At 71.0% G+C, this 17,909-nt stretch carries 18 protein-coding genes; 8 read left to right on the top strand and 10 right to left on the bottom strand.

Going from position 1 to position 17,909, the window contains the following annotated elements; translation table 11 throughout:
- The first annotated feature begins 409 nt into the window (after positions 1-409).
- Both OIE75_RS17540 and OIE75_RS17535 read left to right on the top strand, forming a co-directional pair.
- A complete protein-coding gene (locus tag OIE75_RS17540; protein WP_234961481.1) occupies positions 410-1,417 on the top strand; it encodes a C40 family peptidase in 1,008 nt (335 codons plus the stop codon).
- Positions 1,418-1,623: 206 nt separating this feature from the next.
- The gene (locus OIE75_RS17535; RefSeq protein WP_307013500.1) at positions 1,624-2,334 is read left to right on the top strand and encodes a phosphatase PAP2 family protein; all 711 of its coding nucleotides are present in this window, start codon (positions 1,624-1,626) and stop codon (positions 2,332-2,334) included.
- Between the two features lie 19 nt (positions 2,335-2,353).
- Here the strand turns inward: OIE75_RS17535 and OIE75_RS17530 are convergent, their stop codons facing one another.
- Together OIE75_RS17530 and OIE75_RS17525 are read right to left on the bottom strand one after the other, a co-directional pair.
- A complete protein-coding gene (locus OIE75_RS17530) occupies positions 2,354-3,940 on the bottom strand; it encodes an FAD-binding oxidoreductase (protein WP_329471430.1) in 1,587 nt (528 codons plus the stop codon).
- 244 nt (positions 3,941-4,184) lie between these two features.
- Entirely contained in the window at positions 4,185-4,355 is a 171-nt protein-coding gene (locus OIE75_RS17525; RefSeq protein ID WP_307013498.1) for a hypothetical protein, read from the bottom strand.
- An 88-nt stretch (positions 4,356-4,443) separates the two neighbouring features.
- Between OIE75_RS17525 and OIE75_RS17520 the strand changes: the two genes are divergently transcribed.
- Both OIE75_RS17520 and OIE75_RS17515 read left to right on the top strand, forming a co-directional pair.
- A complete protein-coding gene (locus tag OIE75_RS17520) occupies positions 4,444-5,349 on the top strand; it encodes a hypothetical protein (RefSeq protein ID WP_329474008.1) in 906 nt (301 codons plus the stop codon).
- 77 nt (positions 5,350-5,426) lie between these two features.
- Positions 5,427-5,591 carry a hypothetical protein gene (locus OIE75_RS17515; RefSeq protein ID WP_007451049.1) on the top strand — a complete coding sequence of 55 codons (165 nt, stop codon included), beginning with the start codon at positions 5,427-5,429 and terminating at the stop codon, positions 5,589-5,591.
- On the opposite strand, the gene OIE75_RS17510 is transcribed toward OIE75_RS17515, so the two are convergent.
- Positions 5,577-5,954: a metal-sensitive transcriptional regulator gene (locus OIE75_RS17510; RefSeq protein ID WP_307013496.1), complete on the bottom strand. Its 378-nt coding sequence runs from the start codon at positions 5,952-5,954 to the stop codon at positions 5,577-5,579. The genes OIE75_RS17515 and OIE75_RS17510 overlap by 15 nt on opposite strands.
- Before the next feature lie 230 nt (positions 5,955-6,184).
- Between OIE75_RS17510 and OIE75_RS17505 the strand changes: the two genes are divergently transcribed.
- Together OIE75_RS17505 and pitH are read left to right on the top strand one after the other, a co-directional pair.
- Positions 6,185-6,805 (top strand): DUF47 domain-containing protein, encoded by a 621-nt coding sequence (locus tag OIE75_RS17505; protein WP_122621147.1) that lies wholly within the window; start codon positions 6,185-6,187, stop codon positions 6,803-6,805.
- A 7-nt stretch (positions 6,806-6,812) separates the two neighbouring features.
- A complete protein-coding gene (gene pitH / locus OIE75_RS17500; protein WP_307013494.1) occupies positions 6,813-7,811 on the top strand; it encodes a low-affinity phosphate transporter PitH in 999 nt (332 codons plus the stop codon).
- 119 nt (positions 7,812-7,930) lie between these two features.
- Here the strand turns inward: pitH and pstB are convergent, their stop codons facing one another.
- From pstB to OIE75_RS17465, 7 genes are all read right to left on the bottom strand, one after another.
- Positions 7,931-8,707, bottom strand: a complete 777-nt coding sequence (gene pstB / locus OIE75_RS17495; protein WP_122621145.1) for a phosphate ABC transporter ATP-binding protein PstB — start codon at positions 8,705-8,707, stop codon at positions 7,931-7,933.
- A 52-nt stretch (positions 8,708-8,759) separates the two neighbouring features.
- A complete protein-coding gene (gene pstA / locus OIE75_RS17490; protein WP_307013493.1) occupies positions 8,760-9,818 on the bottom strand; it encodes a phosphate ABC transporter permease PstA in 1,059 nt (352 codons plus the stop codon).
- A complete protein-coding gene (pstC, locus tag OIE75_RS17485; RefSeq protein WP_307013491.1) occupies positions 9,815-10,825 on the bottom strand; it encodes a phosphate ABC transporter permease subunit PstC in 1,011 nt (336 codons plus the stop codon). Before pstC ends, pstA begins: the two co-directional genes overlap by 4 nt.
- A gap of 124 nt (positions 10,826-10,949) precedes the next feature.
- Entirely contained in the window at positions 10,950-12,074 is a 1,125-nt protein-coding gene (pstS, locus tag OIE75_RS17480) for a phosphate ABC transporter substrate-binding protein PstS (RefSeq protein WP_307013490.1), read from the bottom strand.
- Positions 12,075-12,325: 251 nt separating this feature from the next.
- A complete protein-coding gene (locus OIE75_RS17475; RefSeq protein WP_307017990.1) occupies positions 12,326-12,760 on the bottom strand; it encodes an NUDIX hydrolase in 435 nt (144 codons plus the stop codon).
- Positions 12,761-12,814: 54 nt separating this feature from the next.
- Positions 12,815-13,996 carry a CHAD domain-containing protein gene (locus OIE75_RS17470; protein ID WP_329471428.1) on the bottom strand — a complete coding sequence of 394 codons (1,182 nt, stop codon included), beginning with the start codon at positions 13,994-13,996 and terminating at the stop codon, positions 12,815-12,817.
- The gene (locus OIE75_RS17465) at positions 13,977-16,217 is read right to left on the bottom strand and encodes an RNA degradosome polyphosphate kinase (RefSeq protein WP_307013487.1); all 2,241 of its coding nucleotides are present in this window, start codon (positions 16,215-16,217) and stop codon (positions 13,977-13,979) included. Before OIE75_RS17465 ends, OIE75_RS17470 begins: the two co-directional genes overlap by 20 nt.
- Before the next feature lie 289 nt (positions 16,218-16,506).
- Between OIE75_RS17465 and OIE75_RS17460 the strand changes: the two genes are divergently transcribed.
- Positions 16,507-17,049: an RNA polymerase sigma factor gene (locus OIE75_RS17460; RefSeq protein WP_307013484.1), complete on the top strand. Its 543-nt coding sequence runs from the start codon at positions 16,507-16,509 to the stop codon at positions 17,047-17,049.
- Entirely contained in the window at positions 17,046-17,903 is an 858-nt protein-coding gene (locus tag OIE75_RS17455; RefSeq protein WP_329471427.1) for a zf-HC2 domain-containing protein, read from the top strand. Before OIE75_RS17460 ends, OIE75_RS17455 begins: the two co-directional genes overlap by 4 nt.
- Positions 17,904-17,909: the final 6 nt, after the last annotated feature.

Raw genomic sequence — 17,909 nt, 5'->3', positions numbered from 1 at the left:
CCGCCCCTGTTGGGTAGTTCCGCGCCCTCTGCGGACGTGCAGAGGTCAGGCCTCATTGTCGCCGACAATGCCGCCGTCGTATGTCGACTTGGCGTCATTGATTGGCGGGTTTCGTACGAATAGCTTGCCACCACTTCACGCCGGGTGCTCAGGGAGGCGCGTGACGGAGTACGAAGTGTCGTATCGTCACTCTGTGTATCACGGCAGGTCACGAGGGGCAACGATGCGTGAGCGAAACCTGCCGGGTGGTTCGGTCGTTAGGCCCTTTCAGGCCGTCTTCGACTCCGGGTGGCGGATTCTGACGGGTGGTCGGGTGAAGGGCCGTTTTGGTGTTCGTCCGGTGACGGCCGCCGCAGGGGTGTCGCCTCTACACTGAACCGGGCGGCGACTCCTGGACGGCGAGGGGCGGTTGACGGTGCGTAAGGCGTGGATCGCGGGGACCGTGGTCGTCGGGTCCGGTCTCTCCTTCGTGATGCTGCTGGTCGTGGGCGTCTACCTGGTCGCCGGAGACCTCGCGGGAGGCGCCGGCGGAGGGACGAAGAAGCTCGCCAAGGGGTCGGTGCCCGCGGCCTACCAGCCGCTCGTGCAGAAGTGGGGCAATCTCTGCCCCGCCATCAACCCGGCGCTGCTCGCCGCCCAGCTCTACCAGGAGAGCGGCTTCAACCCGAAGGCGCAGAGCCACGCGGCGGCGCAGGGCATAGCGCAGTTCATCCCCGGTACGTGGGCGACCCACGGCATCGACGGGGACGGGGACGGCGACCGGGATGTGTGGGATCCCAACGACGCGATCCCGTCGGCCGCCTCGTACGACTGCTCCCTCGCGTCGTACGTGAAGGACGTGCCCGGGAATCCGACCGAGAACATGCTGGCCTCCTACAACGCGGGGGCCTACGCGGTGATCAAGTACCAGGGTGTCCCGCCGTACAAGGAGACCCGGAACTACGTGAAGGTGATCACCACCCTGGAGAAGAGCTTCGCGGCGCCCCAGACGCGGGTGGATCCGTCGGAGCAGGCCGCCGGGGCCATCGCGTACGCGCAGAAGAAGCTCGGCACGCTCTATCTCTGGGGCGGGAACGGGACGCCCGAGCAGGGCGGGCGGTTCGACTGTTCGGGCCTGACCAAGGCGGCGTACGAGAGCGTGGGGATCAAGTTGCCGCGCGTCGCGAACGATCAGTACAACGCGGGGCCGCATCCCTCGCGGGACGAACTGCTCCCCGGCGACCTGGTGTTCTTCTCGGACGATCTCACCAACTCCCGGGCCATCCGGCATGTGGGGATTTACGTCGGCGGCGGCTACATGATCGACGCCCCCCGCACGGGTGCTGTGATCCGGTTCGACCCGATCGACACCCCCGACTACTTCGGGGCCACGCGGGTGACCGAGGATGGCGCGAAAGCGCTGCCCACCACGGTGTGAATGCGAGGGTTTGAACCCAGCGTGAAACCCTGCCCTGAGCTGCGGCGACGTGTTTCTCTTCGATAACGTCTGCGTGATCATTCAGTGGAGTGTGGAACGTATCAACGGGGGCCGTGCGTTCCTGTGTTCGTGTAGGTGACCACGGGGGTGGCGCAAGAGGCGCGCGTTCGGCGCGCCGGAGGACATGACGAAGGGGCCGCAGCACCATGGCTGGACTCGCCGAATCCGGGTCGAACCCCGACGTCGAGCTGCTCTACGACATCAATGGCCTGGCCAAGGACGCGCCGCACTGGTTCGACCGGGTCATGGAGTTCGTCGGTGAGTACGGACTGCTGTTCGCGATCGTGCTGCTGGTGCTCTGGTGCTGGTGGGGTGTGCGGCGGCGCGGCGGTCAGGACGCGGCCTCCAACGTGGCGGCCCTCGTATGGGCGCCGCTCGCGGCCGGTGTCGCGGTACTGATCAACGTCCCGATACGGGGTTTCGTGGAGCGCCCCCGGCCCTTCAAGACGCATGACGGGCTCGAGGTGCTCGTCGACGGGAAGAACGACTTCTCCTTCGTCAGCGATCACGCGACGCTCGTGATGGCGCTGGCCGTCGCCCTGTTCGTGGCCCACCGCAAGTTCGGGATCGCCGCGATCGTGCTCGCGCTGTTCGGCGGCTTCGCCCGGGTCTACATGGGCGTGCACTACCCGACGGACGTCGTGGGCGGTTTCGCCCTCGGCACGGCCGTCGCGCTGCTGCTGTCGCCGGTCGCCATGGCCCTTCTCACACCGCTGACCCGCGCGATCGAGCGGTCGCCCCGGGTGGGGTGGCTGGTCAGCGCGCGCGGCCCGGAGGGCGCGGCCGGACGCGATGCCGTGATCCCCGGGGCGCGCAAGGAGAGCGCCGGGGCGGGAGAGCGGGATCTCGCCGCCTAAGGCGTACGCGGGCGCCTTTCTAGAGCGCCTGGGGGTTGTTGAAGACGCGGTCCGGGTCGTACTGGCGCTTGAGTTTCGCCAGGCGCGGGGCCGCGTCCGCGTAGTAGGCCTTCCGCCAGTCCGTCAGGGTCGGGTCCGTGTAGTTCTGGTAGGCGGCGCCCGAGGCGTACGGGCGCATCGACTTGTGGGCGGAGGCCAGCCAGGACTGGGCGTCCGTGCCGCTCGTGCCCGGCCGCCACGAGACGAGGTACTGGGCCAACGTGCGGGAGCGGCGGTGCACGAACGCGGTCGCCGTCGGGGAGACGCGGTTCACCGCGCCGCCGAGCGCGGTGAACGCGATGCTGCCGGCGCCGCCGCGCACCGAGGTGAGGCGGGAGAGCAGGGCGCGGATGCCGTCCGCCGGGATCGAGCGGTCGAAGAAGTCCGAGCGGGCCGCGTACGTCTCGCGGCCGAGTCCGCCCTCGGGCGAGCGGCCCGGGGTGGAGCCCGGGAGGTGGCAGCGGGCGTCGGTGGAGAACGACGAGCAGCCCGCGTACATCTCCATCGACTCCTCGTACGAACGCCGCTTGAGGTACACCTTGCTCGCGGATGAGCCGATGCGGCCGGCCAGGCGGTCCACGGCGTTCTGCAGTTCGCGGTAGCCGCCCAGGGAGAAGGCGGCGACCGAGACGGTGGGCGTGCGGCCGGGGGCGGCGGCCAGGTGGAGGGACGACCAGATCTCGTCGGGCTGGTCCGGCCCCCACTCCTGCCAGGCGCGGACGACCGCGGCGGCCCTGCGCCAGGGCCAGGTCAGGTACGCCGTCACGGCCCGCGGGGCCGGGTGGGTGCGGAACTGGAACTCGGTGACCACGCCGAAGTTGGCGTTGCCCGCGCCGCGCAGGGCCCAGAACAGGTCCTTGTGGCCGTTGGTGGCGTCGGCGGTGATCTGCTTGCCGTCCGCCGTGATCAGGGTGGCCCGGGTGAGGCTGTCACAGGTCAGGCCGTAGGCCCGGGAGACGACGCCGTGGCCGCCGCCGAGGGTGAGGCCGGAGACGCCGACGGTGGGACAGGAGCCGGCGGGGATGGTGACGCCCTTCGCGGAGAGGGCGCGGTACACGTCGATGAGCTTGGCGCCGGCGCCGACGGTGGCCTCGTTGCCGCTCGCCCGGACGCGGTTGAGTTTCGAGACGTCGATGATCAGACGGCCGTCGCCGGAGGACCAGCCCGCGTAGGAGTGGCCGCCGTTGCGGACGGCCACGGGGACGTGGTGGGCACGGGCGTAGGAGAGAGCCGTGCGGATGTCGTCTGGGTGGGCGGCGTAGGCGACGGCGGTCGGTTTGAGGGTGTCGAAGCGGGTGTTGTAGAGGCGGTGGGCCGATTGCCAGGCGCGGTCGCCGGGACGGATCAGGGGGCCGTCCAGGGATTTGGCCAGGGCTGCCCAGGAGGTGGGGGTGGGGGTGCGGGTGGAGGTTGCGGTGTGGGTGAGGCGGGGGGTGGTCTGGGGGTTCTTCGCCGGGCCGGGGCCCGTGCCGGGGTCCGTGCCGGGGCTTGTGCCTGTGCAGGCCGAGGCCGTGGTTGCGGTGAGGGCGGCGGCTGTGGAGCCGCCTAGGAATGTGCGCCGGTGCATGTCGCCTCCGCGTCCCGTGGGGGGGTCTTGGGAGGAGACGGGGGTGCGGTGGTGGGGGTTCCACGAATGGGCCTGGCGGGTGGTCCTGTGTGGGGACGGGGTGGGTGTCGCGGGCCGGCGGTGGGCGGGTGCTGTCGCGTTGGTGGGCCGGGGGTGGGTGTCGCGAGCCGGCGCTTGCCGGGTGCCGCTGCGCCCACCCGTGCCGCCCCGGCGGCACGATTGCCCGCAGCTATGGGGGGTGGGGCTACGTGCTGGGGTGGGATTCCGCGTCCGTGCGGGCCTGGCTTCTGGCTCTTCGGGCCGGGCCTCGCCAGCCGCAGGTGCAGCGGGCCAGGCAGAACGGGCCCTGCTCGACCGTCGTCGTGAGGTGTTCCGGGGCGTCCCCGGGGGCTTCGATGCCGTCCTGTTGCGCCACGCCCGCCACGTTACCGGGGTCGCCTGCCCCTCGTTAACCGGGACGGCAGCGGGTCCGGAACGGGCGGGACGGCTTGGGGCAGGTGGCGATGGTCGGGCGGGAGCGGGAGCGGCGGGGCAGGACGAGGGCGGGCGGTGGGCTCGCCCCGGCCGTGGGTGTCGTGTGCATGTGTCTGACCGGTGCCGCGTGCTCCGGGCCGGGGTCCACCGCGCAGGGGGCCGACGGCGGTGATCCGGTCGCCGTGCTGCACCAGGCCGCCGACCGGCTGGTGGCCGCCGGGAGCGCCAAGGCGCGCACCGCGATGGAGATGGCCAGCGGCGGGACCCGGGTGACCATCCGCGGCGAGGGTGTGTACGACTTCGATGCACGGCTCGGGCGGCTGAAGGTACGGCTGCCGCAGGACCCGGCGGGGGCGAGTGAGCATCGGCCGATCACCGAACTGCTCGCGCCGGGGGCACTGTTCATGAAGAACCGGGGCGCCGGCGTGCCCGACGACAAGTGGGTGCGGGTCGAGACCGCCTCGCTGTCCGACGGGAACCTGGTGACCGGCGGGGCGACGGACCCCTTCGCCGCCGCCGAGGTGCTGCGCGGCACGCACCGGGCGACGTTCGTGGAGCGCACCGAGGTCGCGGGGACCGCGGTGCGGCACTACCGGGGGACCGCCGATCTCGCGCGGGCGGCACGCGGTGCCTCGGACGGCAACAAGGAGGCGCTGGCCGCGGCGGCCGAGGGGTTCGCCACCGCCGAGGTGCCGTTCGACGCCTACCTCGACGACGAGGGGCGCATCCGCAAGCTCCGGCAGCGCTTCAGCTTCGTCAACGGGCGCGAGGAGGGCACCGTGGCCGTCGCCTCGACGACGCTGCTCTTCGGCTTCGGCACCGCCGTCCGCGTACGGCTGCCCGAGGAGCGGGACATCTACGCCGGCCGGATCGCGGCGGAGCCCGGTGAGGCGGCGGCCGGGGCCGCGGATGAGGCGGCGGACGGCAAGAACTAGCCCTTCCGTGCCATGCGCGGTGCGTAGGCCGCTCCCTACTCTAGGAAGCCGGTGACGGCAGAGACGAGGTGACGGGTGTGGCTCCGGTCGGCGGCACGGCGGTTCAGGACCACGTGGCCCTCGCCGAGATCGAGCTGTGCGGTGAGCTGATCATCGCGGCGTCGGCCGCCCGGGAGCGGCTCAGCCTGGAGAGCATCGACGAGGTGCTGCGCGTGGCCGAGGAACGCTCACGTGCGCAGTAGCCGTCCGATGGCCTTCGTCGCCTCTTCCACCTTCGCGTCGATCTCGGCGCCGCCCTTGACGGCCGCGTCGGCGACGCAGTGGCGCAGATGCTCCTCCAGGAGTTGCAGCGCGAAGGACTGGAGGGCCTTCGTCGAGGCCGAGACCTGGGTGAGTATGTCGATGCAGTAGACGTCCTCGTCGACCATGCGCTGCAGGCCGCGGATCTGGCCCTCGATGCGGCGCAGGCGCTTGAGGTGTTCGTCCTTCTGCTTGTGGTAGCCGTGCACGCCGCGGTCGTGGTCGGTCACGATCTCCGTGCCGGCCGTCTCCACCTGTTCCACGGCGGCGGAGGACGCACCCGCGCCGGCCTCGGTGGTCGTCATCGCGTCCTCCTGCTGGATTTCGGGGGTTCCGGGGGATTGCAGACATATACCCCTGACGGGTATATGGTAACGAACTTTCCTGGGTAAGGGGCCCTTGGCAGAGCCTCGGCATCGCCCCCCTGCTCATCACTCTGCCTGATGGGCGACACTGGGGGACGGCCCGTTAGCCGTGGCCGGATGATGCGCCTAGCATCAGCCTGACCGAAACCCATGCACCCCGAGGACCCCACGTGCGCTTTCGTCTGACCCCCAGGGAGACGAGCTTCTACGACATGTTCGCCGCCTCCGCGGACAACATCGTCACGGGCTCGAAACTCCTGATGGAACTGCTCGGGGCGGACGCGTCCGCCCGGGCCGAGATCGCAGAGCGTATGCGGGCCGCCGAACACGCGGGTGACGACGCCACGCACGCGATCTTCCACCAGCTGAACTCCTCGTTCATCACGCCCTTCGACCGCGAGGACATCTACAACCTCGCGTCGTCCCTCGACGACATCATGGACTTCATGGAGGAGGCCGTCGACCTGGTCGTCCTCTACAACGTCGAGGAGCTGCCGAAGGGCGTCGAGCAGCAGATCGAGGTGCTGGCGCGGGCCGCCGAGCTGACCGCCGAGGCCATGCCGAACCTGCGCACCATGGACAACCTCACCGAGTACTGGATCGAGGTCAACCGCCTGGAGAACCAGGCCGACCAGATCCACCGCAAGCTGCTCGCGCACCTCTTCAACGGCACCTACGAGGCAATAGAGGTGCTGAAGCTCAAGCAGATCGTGGATGTGCTCGAGGAAGCGGCCGACGCCTTCGAGCACGTGGCGAACACGGTGGAGACCATCGCCGTCAAGGAGTCCTGACCTCTTCATGGACACCTTCGCTCTGGTCGTGACCATCGGGGTCGCGCTCTTCTTCACGTACACCAACGGCTTCCACGACTCGGCGAACGCGATCGCGACGTCCGTGTCGACGCGTGCGCTGACGCCCCGGGCGGCGCTCGCGATGGCCGCCGTCATGAACCTCGCCGGCGCGTTCATGGGCTCCGGGGTCGCCAAGACCGTCAGCGAGGGGCTGATCGAGACGCCCGAGGGCTCGAAGGGGATGGGGATCCTCTTCGCCGCCCTCGTGGGAGCGATCGTCTGGAACCTCATCACCTGGTACTTCGGTCTGCCGTCCTCGTCCTCGCACGCGCTGTTCGGCGGCATGGTGGGGGCCGCGCTCGCCGGGAGCACGACCGTGTACTGGCACGGGGTCGTCGACAAGGTCGTCATCCCCATGTTCCTGTCGCCGGTCATCGGCCTGGTCTCCGGCTATCTGGTGATGACCGCGATCATGTGGATCTTCCGGCGTTCCAACCCGCACAAGGCGAAGCGCGGATTCCGTATCGCGCAGACGGTCTCGGCGGCGGGCATGGCGCTGGGGCACGGTCTGCAGGACGCCCAGAAGACGATGGGCATCGTGGTGATGGCGCTGGTCATCGCCGATGTCGAGGACTACGGCGACCCGATCCCGGTGTGGGTGAAGATCGCCTGTGCGCTGATGCTGTCCGCGGGGACGTACGCCGGTGGCTGGCGGATCATGCGGACGCTGGGTCGCAAGATCATCGAGCTGGATCCGCCGCAGGGGTTCGCCGCGGAGACGACCGGTGCGTCGATCATGTTCGGGTCGGCGTTCCTGTTCCACGCGCCGATCTCCACGACGCATGTCATCACGTCGTCGATCATGGGTGTCGGGGCCACGAAGCGGGTGAACGCCGTGCGGTGGGGGGTTGCGCGCAACATCATCATGGGGTGGTTCATCACCATGCCGGCGGCTGCGGCGGTGGCCGCGGTGTCGTTCTGGATCGTGGATCTGCTGATCCTCTAGCCGTCGCGCGCACCGGCCGGGTGTACGACGTTGGGCCCGCCCCCGGGTTCGGGGGCGGGCCCTTGTGCTCCTCGCGGTGGCACCGCCATGCAGCACCGCGAGGGGATCGGGAGGCGTGTCTAGCCGAAGCGGCCGGAGATGTAGTCCTCCGTGGCCTGGACCGACGGGTTGGAGAAGATGCGCTCCGTGTCGTCGATCTCGATCAGCTTGCCGGGCTGGCCGACGGCCGCCAGGTTGAAGAACGCCGTGCGGTCGGAGACGCGCGCCGCCTGCTGCATGTTGTGCGTCACGATGACGATCGTGAAGCGCTCCTTCAGCTCGCCGATCAGGTCCTCGATCGCGAGGGTGGAGATCGGGTCGAGGGCGGAGCAGGGCTCGTCCATGAGCAGGACGTTCGGCTCGACCGCGATCGCCCGCGCGATGCACAGGCGCTGCTGCTGGCCTCCGGACAGCCCGGAGCCCGGCTTGTTCAGGCGGTCCTTGACCTCGTTCCAGAGGTTCGCGCCCCGCAGGGACTTCTCGACGACGTCGTCCAGCTGCGACTTCTTGTACTTGCCGTTGAGGCGCAGGCCGGCCGCCACGTTGTCGTAGACCGACATCGTCGGGAACGGGTTCGGGCGCTGGAAGACCATGCCGACCTCGCGGCGCACGGCGACCGGGTCGATGCCGGTGCCGTAGAGGTTCTCGTCGTCCAGCATGACCTTGCCGTCCACCCGGCCGCCCGGGGTGACCTCGTGCATGCGATTGAGCGTGCGCAGGAAGGTGGACTTGCCGCAGCCGGACGGGCCGATGAAGGCCGTCACGGAGCGGGGCTCGACGGTCATCGAGATGTCCTCGATGGCCAGGAAGGAGCTGTAGTAGGCGTTGAGGCCGCTGACATCTATGCGCTTGGCCATGGGTATCACTGCTTCTTTCGGGTCAGGTCGCTGACTGTTTCCGCCGGTCGCGTCAGCGACCCGTCTTCGGTGCCTTCCAGCGCGCGACGCCGCGCGCGGCCAGATTGAGGATCATGATGAACGCGATGAGCGTCAGGGCCGCCGCCCAGGCACGGTCGTAGGCCGCGTCGGAGCCCGCGCTGTACTGGAGGTAGATGTACATCGGCAGCGACTCCTGCGGATCCTGGAACGGGTTCGCGTTGATGAAGTCGGTGCCCCAGACCAGCAGCAGCACGGGGGCCGTCTCGCCGGTGATGCGGGCGACGGCCAGCATGACACCGGTGACGATGCCGCCGATCGACGTCGGCAGGACCACCTTGAGGATCGTGCGCCACTTGGGCACGCCCAGGGCGAGCGACGCCTCGCGCAGCTCGTTCGGGACGAGCTTGAGCATCTCCTCGGTGGACCGGACGACCACCGGGATCATCAGGATGCACAGGGCGAAGGAACCGGCGATGCCGGACGGGCCCATGTCGAGGATCAGGACCCACAGGCTGAGGACGAACAGACCCGCGACGATCGACGGGATGCCCGTCATGACGTCGACGAAGAAGGTGACGGCCTTGGCGAGCCGGCCGCGGCCGTACTCGACCAGGTAGATCGCGGTGAGCACGCCGATCGGCACGGAGAACAGGGTGGCGAGGCCGACCTGCTCCAGGGTGCCGAGGATGGCGTGGTAGATGCCGCCGCCGGGCTCGCTGTCGGCGACCACGCCCATCGAGTGGCTGAGGAAGTAGCCGTCGAGGACCTTCACGCCCTGCTTCACGGTCTCCCAGATCAGGGAGAGCAGCGGGATCAGCGCCATCAGGAACGCGACCCAGACCATGCTGGTCGCCACCCGGTCCTTGGCCTGGCGCACGCCCTCGACGCGCGCCGAGATGGCGTACGTGCCGGCGACGAAGAGCACCGCGGCGATCAGGGCCCACTGGATGCTGCTGTTCAGCCCGGCCGCGGCGCTGATGCCCAGGCCGGCGAGGACCGAGCCGCCGGCGACCGCCCAGGGGAACCACTTGGGCAGGGTCGCGCCGCGCAGGGAGCTGCGGCTCTTGGGGGTAAGGGTTGCGTGGCTCATGCGTTGGCCCCCGAGTACTCCTTGCGGCGGGCGATGATCATGCGGGCCGCGCCGTTGACCGCCAGGGTGATGACGAACAGCACCAGGCCGGAGGCGATCAGCGCGTCCTGGCCCATCACGGTCGCCTCGTTGAACTTGCTGGCGATGTTCTGCGCGAAGGTGCCGCCGCCCGGGTCGAGCAGGCTGGGGCTGATGTCGAAGGTCGGCGAGAGGACCATGGCGACGGCCATGGTCTCGCCGAGCGCGCGGCCGAGGCCGAGCATCGAGGCGGAGATGACGCCGGAGCGGCCGAAGGGGATCACCGACATCCGGATGACCTCCCAGCGCGTGGCGCCGAGGGCCAGGGCGGCCTCCTCGTGCATGCGCGGGACCTGCCGGAATACCTCACGGCTGACGTTGGTGATGATCGGCAGGATCATGATCGCGAGCAGGATGCCCACGGTGAACAGCGAGCGCGGCGCGCCGCCGTTCCACTCCAGGATCCCGGTCCAGCCGAGGTACTGGTCCAGCCAGCCGTAGAGCCCGTTCAGGTGCGGCACGAGGACGAGCGCACCCCACAGGCCGTAGACGATCGAGGGCACGGCGGCGAGCAGGTCGATCACGTACGCGATCGGGCCGCCCAGCCTGCGCGGCGCGTAGTGCGTGATGAACAGGGCGATGCCGACCGCGATCGGGACCGCGATGACCATGGCGATGATCGACGACACGATGGTGCCGAAGGCCAGGACCGCGATGCCGAACTCGGCCGGGACGCCGCTCGGGTTCCACTCGAAGGTGGTGAAGAAGTTGGCCTCGTCCTTGCTGATCGCGAGGGTGGCGCGGTAGGTGAGGAAGGCCGCGATGGCGGCCATGATGACCAGCACCAGGATGCCGGACCCGCGGGAGAGCCCGAGGAAGATCCGGTCGCCGGGGCGGCCGGCGCCGCGGGCGGCGCGCTGGTCCCCGGGGGTGGTGGGCGGGGGTGTGGGGGAGGGCGTCGGCTTCTGGGTGTCCGTAGTTATGTCCATCGGGTTCTCCGGTCTGCGGAGCCGTCGTACGCGGCGGCTCGGGCGGAGCCCGTCGGGGGCTCCTGGCGGCGGTGCACCGGACGGTGCGGCCCGGCCCCCGTTCGGGGACCGGACCGCACTCGGGTCAGCTCAGGCCCGAGATGGTCTCGCGGACCTTGGTGATGATCTCGGTGGGCATCGGGGCGTAGCCGGCGTCCGCCAGCAGGCCCTGGCCGTCCTCCGAGGCGATGTAGTTCAGGAAGGACTTGGTGGCGGGCAGGGTCTCCGCCTTGTTGCCCTTGTCGCAGGCGATCTCGTACGTCACCAGGACGATCGGGTAGGCGCCGGCGGCGTCCGGGGTGTAGTCCAGCTCCAGCGCGAGGTCCTTGCCGGTGCCGACGACCTTGGCCGCGCCGATGGCGGCGGTGGCGTTCTCGACGGTGGCCTTGGCCGGCTCGGCGGCGGCGGTCTTGACGTCGACGGTCTTGATGCCGTCCTTGGCGTAGGACAGCTCGAAGTACGAGATGGCGCCGGAGGTCTGCTTCACCTGCGCGGCCAGGCCGGAGGAGCCCTGCGCGGACTGGCCGCCCTTGGCCTCCCAGGACTTGCCGCCCTCGTACTTCCAGTCCTTGGGCGCGGCGGCCTTCAGGTACTTGGTGAAGTTGTCCGTGGTGCCGGACTCGTCCGAGCGGTGGAACGCCTGGATCTTCAGGTCGGGCAGCTTGGCGTCGGGGTTGAGCTTGGCGATGGCCGGGTCGTTCCAGTTGGTGATCTTGCTGTCGAAGATCTGGGCGAGCGTCGCGGCGTCCAGGTTGAGGGTGTCGACGCCGGGGACGTTGAAGCCGACCGCGATCGGGCCGCCGACCATCGGCAGGTTGATGGCCTGGCCGTCCTTGCAGACCTTCTTGGAGGCCTCGACCTCGTCGGGCTTCAGCGCGGAGTCCGAACCGGCGAACGCGGTCTGGCCCTGCGTGAACGCGGTGATGCCCGCACCCGAGCCGGTCGGGTTGTAGTTGATCTGCACGCCCTGGCAGGCGGCGACGTACTGCTTGACCCAGGCGTCGATCGCGTTCTTCTGGGCGGAGGAGCCGGAGGCCTGGAGCTGGCCCTTGGCGTCCTCGCACTTGATGTTGCTGGCGTTGGCGCTGCTGTCCCCGCCGCTGCTGTTGCCGCCGGTGTCGTCGGAGCCGCACGCCGTGAGGGCCAGGGCGCCGGAGACGGCGAGAGCACCGAGAGCGAGGGCCCGCCGGTTCATGCGCTGAAGCTTCACTTGAGGGAGTTCCTTCCAGGAGCCGCCGTCCTGAATCCGGCGGCGTGCGAGGACTGCGATGCAGGCTGTGTGCTGCGGGGTCTTGCGGGTGGTGCGGGTCACGCGGGCTTGGCGATACGGACGCGTTTTCGGGATGCGGCCCGTATCGGCTAAGGCCGAAATTAGGCAGAACAGGTGAAGCCGCCGATGGGCGTAAATGAACGCGGGGTGAACCCCTGTGGACGGTGCGGTGAGGTCACGGAACGCTTACGTCAAGGACACGGAGTGGTCCCGGGCGGGAGGGTCCCGAGGAGGGCGTCCACGAGGGCCCGGTCGCGGGGCTGGGTGAGCCGGGCGCGGGCGGCCGCGGGCTCCAGCCACAGGATGCGGTCGACCTCGTCGGACGGGGCGAAGGCGCCGGTGGTGGCCGTCGCCGCCCAGTACCGGACCACTTTGGGGCGGCCGTTCGCCAGGTAGCGCACCGTGGGCAGCTCGACGCCCGGCCGGGCGGCGTACCCGGTCTCCTCCGCGACCTCGCGCAGGGCGGCGGCGAGCGGGTCCTCGCCGGGCTTGAGCTTGCCCTTCGGGTGCGACCAGTCGTCGTACTTCGGGCGGTGGACGAGGCACAGCTCCAGGGCGGAGGGGTGCTCCGGGGCGGAGCGCCACAGGACGCAGCCGGCCGCCTGGACGGTGTCTGCGGGGGTCACCACTGTGTGCTCGCGCCTCCTGTCCCGGTTCCGAGGAGAGACCCACGGCAGCGGCTACGGCAGCCTGATGGGTTCCTTGTGCCAGCTGTGCTGGAACGCGTACCTCGCCGCCTCCACCTCATGCCGCTGGTCGGCGTGGAGCACGCCCAGCGCGTACGCCGTCGCCGGTGCGATGCGCGGCGTACGGGCCGCCTGGGCCGCGGCCGCCGCGGCCTCCGAGGCGTCGCGGTGCAGGTCCAGGGCCTCGCCCGCGGCGAGCAGGCGTACGTCCGCGCAGTCGTCGGGGTCGGTGTCCGCGGTGTGCCCGGTGGCCTCGCCGGTCAGCACTTCGAGGGCGTACCGGTGCAGGCGCAGGAGCAGGCGGACCTGGTGCCAGGGGGCGTCCTGCGGGTGCGGCGACGGGTCGGGGGAGAGGCCGTGGACCAGCGCCTGGGCGTTGTACGGGCTGCCCGCGGTGACCAGCGGGAGGGCGGCCACGGCGTCGGTCAGGCGGTCCTCGGCCGCGGTGGCCAGGGGGCGGAGGCCGGTGGGGGTGGCGGCCGCGGGGGCGGTGAGGGGGCCGGTGGTCCGCAGCGGGACCTCGCTGGCCAGTAAGGCGACCTTGTCGGCGACCGCGTGGAAGCGGCTGCTGCCGAGGGCCTGGAGGGCGGTGGAGTGGGCCCGGGTGCGGGCCAGGGTCAGCTGACGGTCGAGCAGCGCGCCCGCCTTGGCGGCGCCCACGGTGAGGTTGCCCCGGTCGGGGTGGGCGGTGGGGGGCGTGGTCGGTGGTGGCGCTGCCGCCCCGGCGCTGCCGCTCACCGGGCGCGGGGACGGGAGCGGTGAGGAACCCGAGAGCCGGTGCAGGGCCTGTAGCAGGCGGTCCAGGCGGGACGCGTACGCGTGTTCCATCGCCAGCGTGCCGGACAGCCAGGCCAGCTCGGGGCGCATGCCCTCCGCCCAGTCGGCGTCCAGCAGGGGCTGGAACGTGTGCAGCGTGCCGCTGAGGCGGCGGGCGGCCCGGCGCAGGGCGCGGGCCGTGTCCACGTGGGTCGTGGGCGGGACGGGGGGCGCCGCCGACCTGGTCGCCGGTGACGCGCCGTTCGGGGACGCGCCCGACTCGCGGTGCCGGCGCAGGGCACGGAGGAACTCCGTGGCCTGGGCCCGCAGATAGGACGCCAGGGCGTCGGTGTCCGAGGCCGGGTGCGCCACCGCTTTCGCGGGGGCCCGGTCCGTCGGGTCAAGGTGTCGCTGTGCCACGCCGGCGCCTCCGGGCGTCTATGAGCATCTCCTGGATGTTGCGCAGGGGCTGGCCGTCCGCGTCGGCCGCGTGCCGGGTCCACTCGCCGTCCGGGCCGAGGTGCCAGGAGGCGGTGCCGTCGGACATGCCGGTCTCGAGCAGCCGGTTCAGGGCCGCCCGGTGGGCCGGGTCGGTGACCCGGACCAGGGCCTCGATCCGGCGGTCGAGGTTGCGGTGCATCATGTCGGCGCTGCCGAACCAGACCTCCGGCTCGCCGCCGTTGCCGAAGGCGAAGACCCGCGAGTGTTCGAGGAAGCGGCCGAGGACCGAGCGGACGCTGATGTTCTCCGACAGGCCCTCCACGCCGGGGCGCAGCGCGCAGATGCCCCGCACCCACACGTCGACCGGGACGCCGGCCTGGGACGCCCGGTAGCAGGCGTCGACCACGGCCTCGTCGACCATCGAGTTGACCTTGATGCGTATGTACGCGGGGCGGCCGGCGTGGTGGTGCTGGATCTCCTTGTGGATCCGGGAGACCAGGCCGTCGCGCAGGGACTTGGGCGCGACCAGGAGCCGGCGGTAGGTCTCGCGGCGGGAGTAGCCGGAGAGGCGGTTGAACAGGTCGGAGAGGTCCGCGCCGACCTGCGGGTCCGCGGTGAGCAGGCCGAGGTCCTCGTAGAGGCGGGCCGTCTTCGGGTGGTAGTTGCCGGTGCCCACGTGGCTGTAGCGGCGCAGGGTCTCGCCCTCCTGGCGGACCACCAGGGAGAGCTTGCAGTGGGTCTTCAAGCCGACCAGGCCGTAGACCACGTGGCAGCCGGCCTCCTCCAGCTTGCGGGCCCACTTGATGTTCGCGTGCTCGTCGAAGCGGGCCTTGATCTCGACCAGGACCAGGACCTGCTTGCCCGACTCGGCCGCGTCGATGAGCGCGTCGACTATCGGGGAGTCGCCCGAGGTGCGGTACAGCGTCTGCTTGATCGCCAGGACGTCCGGGTCGGCCGCCGCCTGCTCCAGGAAGGCCTGGACCGAGGTCGAGAAGGAGTCGTACGGGTGGTGCAGGAGCACGTCCCTGCTGCGCAGCGCGGCGAAGACGTCCGGCGCGGAGGCGGACTCCACCTCGGCCAGGTCGCGGTGGGTGCCGGCGACGAACTTCGGGTACTTCAGCTCGGGGCGGTCGAGACTGTGGATGCGGAAGAGGCCGGTGAGGTCCAGCGGGCCGGGGAGCGGGTAGACCTCCGCCTCGCCGATCTTCAGCTCGCGGACGAGGAGGTCCAGGACCTCGCGGTCCACGCTCTCCTCGACCTCCAGGCGGACGGGCGGGCCGAAGCGGCGCCGCATCAGCTCCTTCTCGAGGGCCTGGAGGAGGTTCTCCGCGTCGTCCTCCTCCACCTCCAGGTCCTCGTTGCGGGTGAGGCGGAAGGCGTGGTGCTCCAGGACCTCCATGCCGGGGAACAGCTCTTCCAGATGGGCGGCGATGACGTCCTCGATGGGGACGTAGCGGCCCGGGGACGCCTCCAGGAAGCGGGAGAGCAGCGGCGGGACCTTGACGCGGGCGAAGTGGCGGTGGCCCGTGACGGGGTTGCGGACGACGACCGCGAGGTTGAGGGAGAGGCCCGAGATGTACGGGAAGGGGTGGGCCGGGTCGACGGCGAGGGGGGTGAGGACCGGGAAGATCTGGTGCCGGAAGAGGGTGAACAGGCGGGCCTGTTCCTTCTCGGCCAGTTCGCTCCAGCGGACCAGGTGGATGCCCTCCTCGGCGAGGCCCGGGGCGACGTCCTCGTGGAAGCAGGCGGCGTGGCGGGCCATGAGCTCGCGTGAGCGGGCCCAGATCATGTCCAGGACCTCGCGGGGCTGGAGGCCGGAGGCGGAGCGGGTGGCCACGCCGGTCGCGATGCGGCGCTTGAGGCCGGCGACGCGGACCATGAAGAACTCGTCCAGGTTGCTGGCGAAGATCGCGAGGAAGTTGGCACGCTCGAGGAGGGGGGTGGCGGGGTCCTCGGCGAGTTCGAGGACGCGTTCGTTGAACGCGAGCCAGCTGCGCTCGCGGTCCAGGAAGCGGCCCTGCGGGAGCTGGGCGCCGCCGGCCTGGGACTCCTCCGACTCCTCGTACGCGTCGAGATCGGCGTCGATGTCCGGCTCCAGGTCGGAGACCGTGGCGGCCACGGTGTGCGAGCGGTGCGCGGCGATGGAGCCCACGGAGGGCTGCGTGTGCTGGACCTCTGCCTGGGTGTTCGGCTGCCTCATGAACCCATTCTTCCGCGCCGCGCGCCGGACAGGCGCGTCGGAGGGCACGGAAGGCTCTGGCTCGGTGGGCTTCATTCGGTGAGGGTCGCAAGGCTGTCTGAATCGATGGTTACGGGGACATGACGTGTGGGATAGCGGGAGACCTCTGGCGGGATGCCTGACGGCGGCCTGCGGCCGCTCCGGTGGGGCCGCCACGTCCAGCCGGCCCGCGTCCACGCCGGTGCACCCCGCACGAAAGGCTCACTGCGATCGTGTGAACCGATGCGTGGGGCTCGTGCGATGAGGAGATGTGAGCGAAACGAGAAGCGACGGGGAGCTGTTGCGGGCCGTCGCGGGGGACGGTGACCGGCGGGCCTTCGAGGAGCTGTACCGCCGGTACGCCCCCTGGCTGACGGCCCGCATGCGCAGCCGCTGCTCCGACGCCGGCGTCGTCGACGACGTCGTGCAGGAGACGTTCCTCGCGGTGTGGCGCGGTAGCGCTCGGTACCGGGAGGACGGGGACGTCCCGGGGTGGCTGTGGCGCATCGGGTCGCGGCGCCTCATCGACGTGCTGCGCGGCGACGGAGCGCGCGGACGCCTGCGGCAGGCGCTGGCGCGGTTGCGGCACCGGGACGAGGTCTCGGCGGAGGAGCGGGTGCTCGCCGGGGTCGAGCACGGCGACCTCGCCGGTGCGCTCGTACGGCTGTCGCCGGAGCTGCGCGCGGTGCTCCAGGCCACCGTCGTCGACGGGCTGACCACCCGCGAGGCGGCCGTCCTGCTCGGCATCCCGCCGGGCACGGTCAAGACGCGGGCCATGCGTGCCCGCCGGCAGCTGCGGGAGGCGCTGGCATGAGTGACGAGGACAGCCGCCGGCAGGGGTGGCACGTGGATGAGGGTGATCTTCGGGCCTATGCCCGGGGGGAGCTGGCGGCGCCCCTGCTGTGGTCCGCCGACGCCCATCTGAGCGCCTGCGCGGAGTGCCGGGGCGTGCTCGCCGAGGTGAGTGACCGCGCTGCCCTGGACCTGGGGTGGGAGCGGCTCGACACCGAGCTGGACGCACCCCGGCCGGGGTGGTTCGAGGGGCTGCTGGTGCGGGGCGGCGTCGGTGACGGCACGGCCCGGCTGCTCGCGGCCACGCCCGTACTGCGTCGCTCCTGGCTCGGTGCCGTCGCCGCCGTACTGGTCACGACCTTCTTCGTCGCCTTCTCGGCCGGTGCCGCCGAGCGGCCCACCCTCTTCCTCGCCCTCGCCCCGCTGCTGCCGCTGGCCGGCGTGGCCCTCGCCTACGGGCCCGTCATGGACCCGACGTACGAGATGGCCGTCGTCTCGCCCATGCACGGCTTCCGGCTGCTGATGATCCGTACGGTCGCCGTGCTGGTCGTGGCCCTCGGGGTGAACGGGCTGGCCTCCCTCGCCATGCCCGGGTACGGGCTGACCGCGCTGGCCTGGCTGCTGCCCGGGCTCGCGCTCACCACGGCCGGGCTCGCGCTGACCCCCCGGCTGGGCCCGGTGGCGGGGCCGGCGGCGGTGGCCGGGGCCTGGGTGGTGCTGCTGGTCGTGGCCAGTGCGGGGCGGGGCGAGGACGTTCCGCTCGCGCCGTTCACCGCGGCCGGGCAGGGCGTGTCCGCGGGGCTCGCCCTGCTGGGTGCCGGGCTTCTGTTCATCTTCCGGGACCGGTTCGACGTGCTCGGGCGGGGGGCCGTGTGAGGTCGC

The organism is Streptomyces sp. NBC_01723 (assembly GCF_036246005.1).
Lineage (GTDB): Bacteria > Actinomycetota > Actinomycetes > Streptomycetales > Streptomycetaceae > Streptomyces.
The sequence above is the reverse complement of the archived record's forward strand: the minus strand, read 5'-3'. Positions and strand labels throughout refer to the sequence as shown.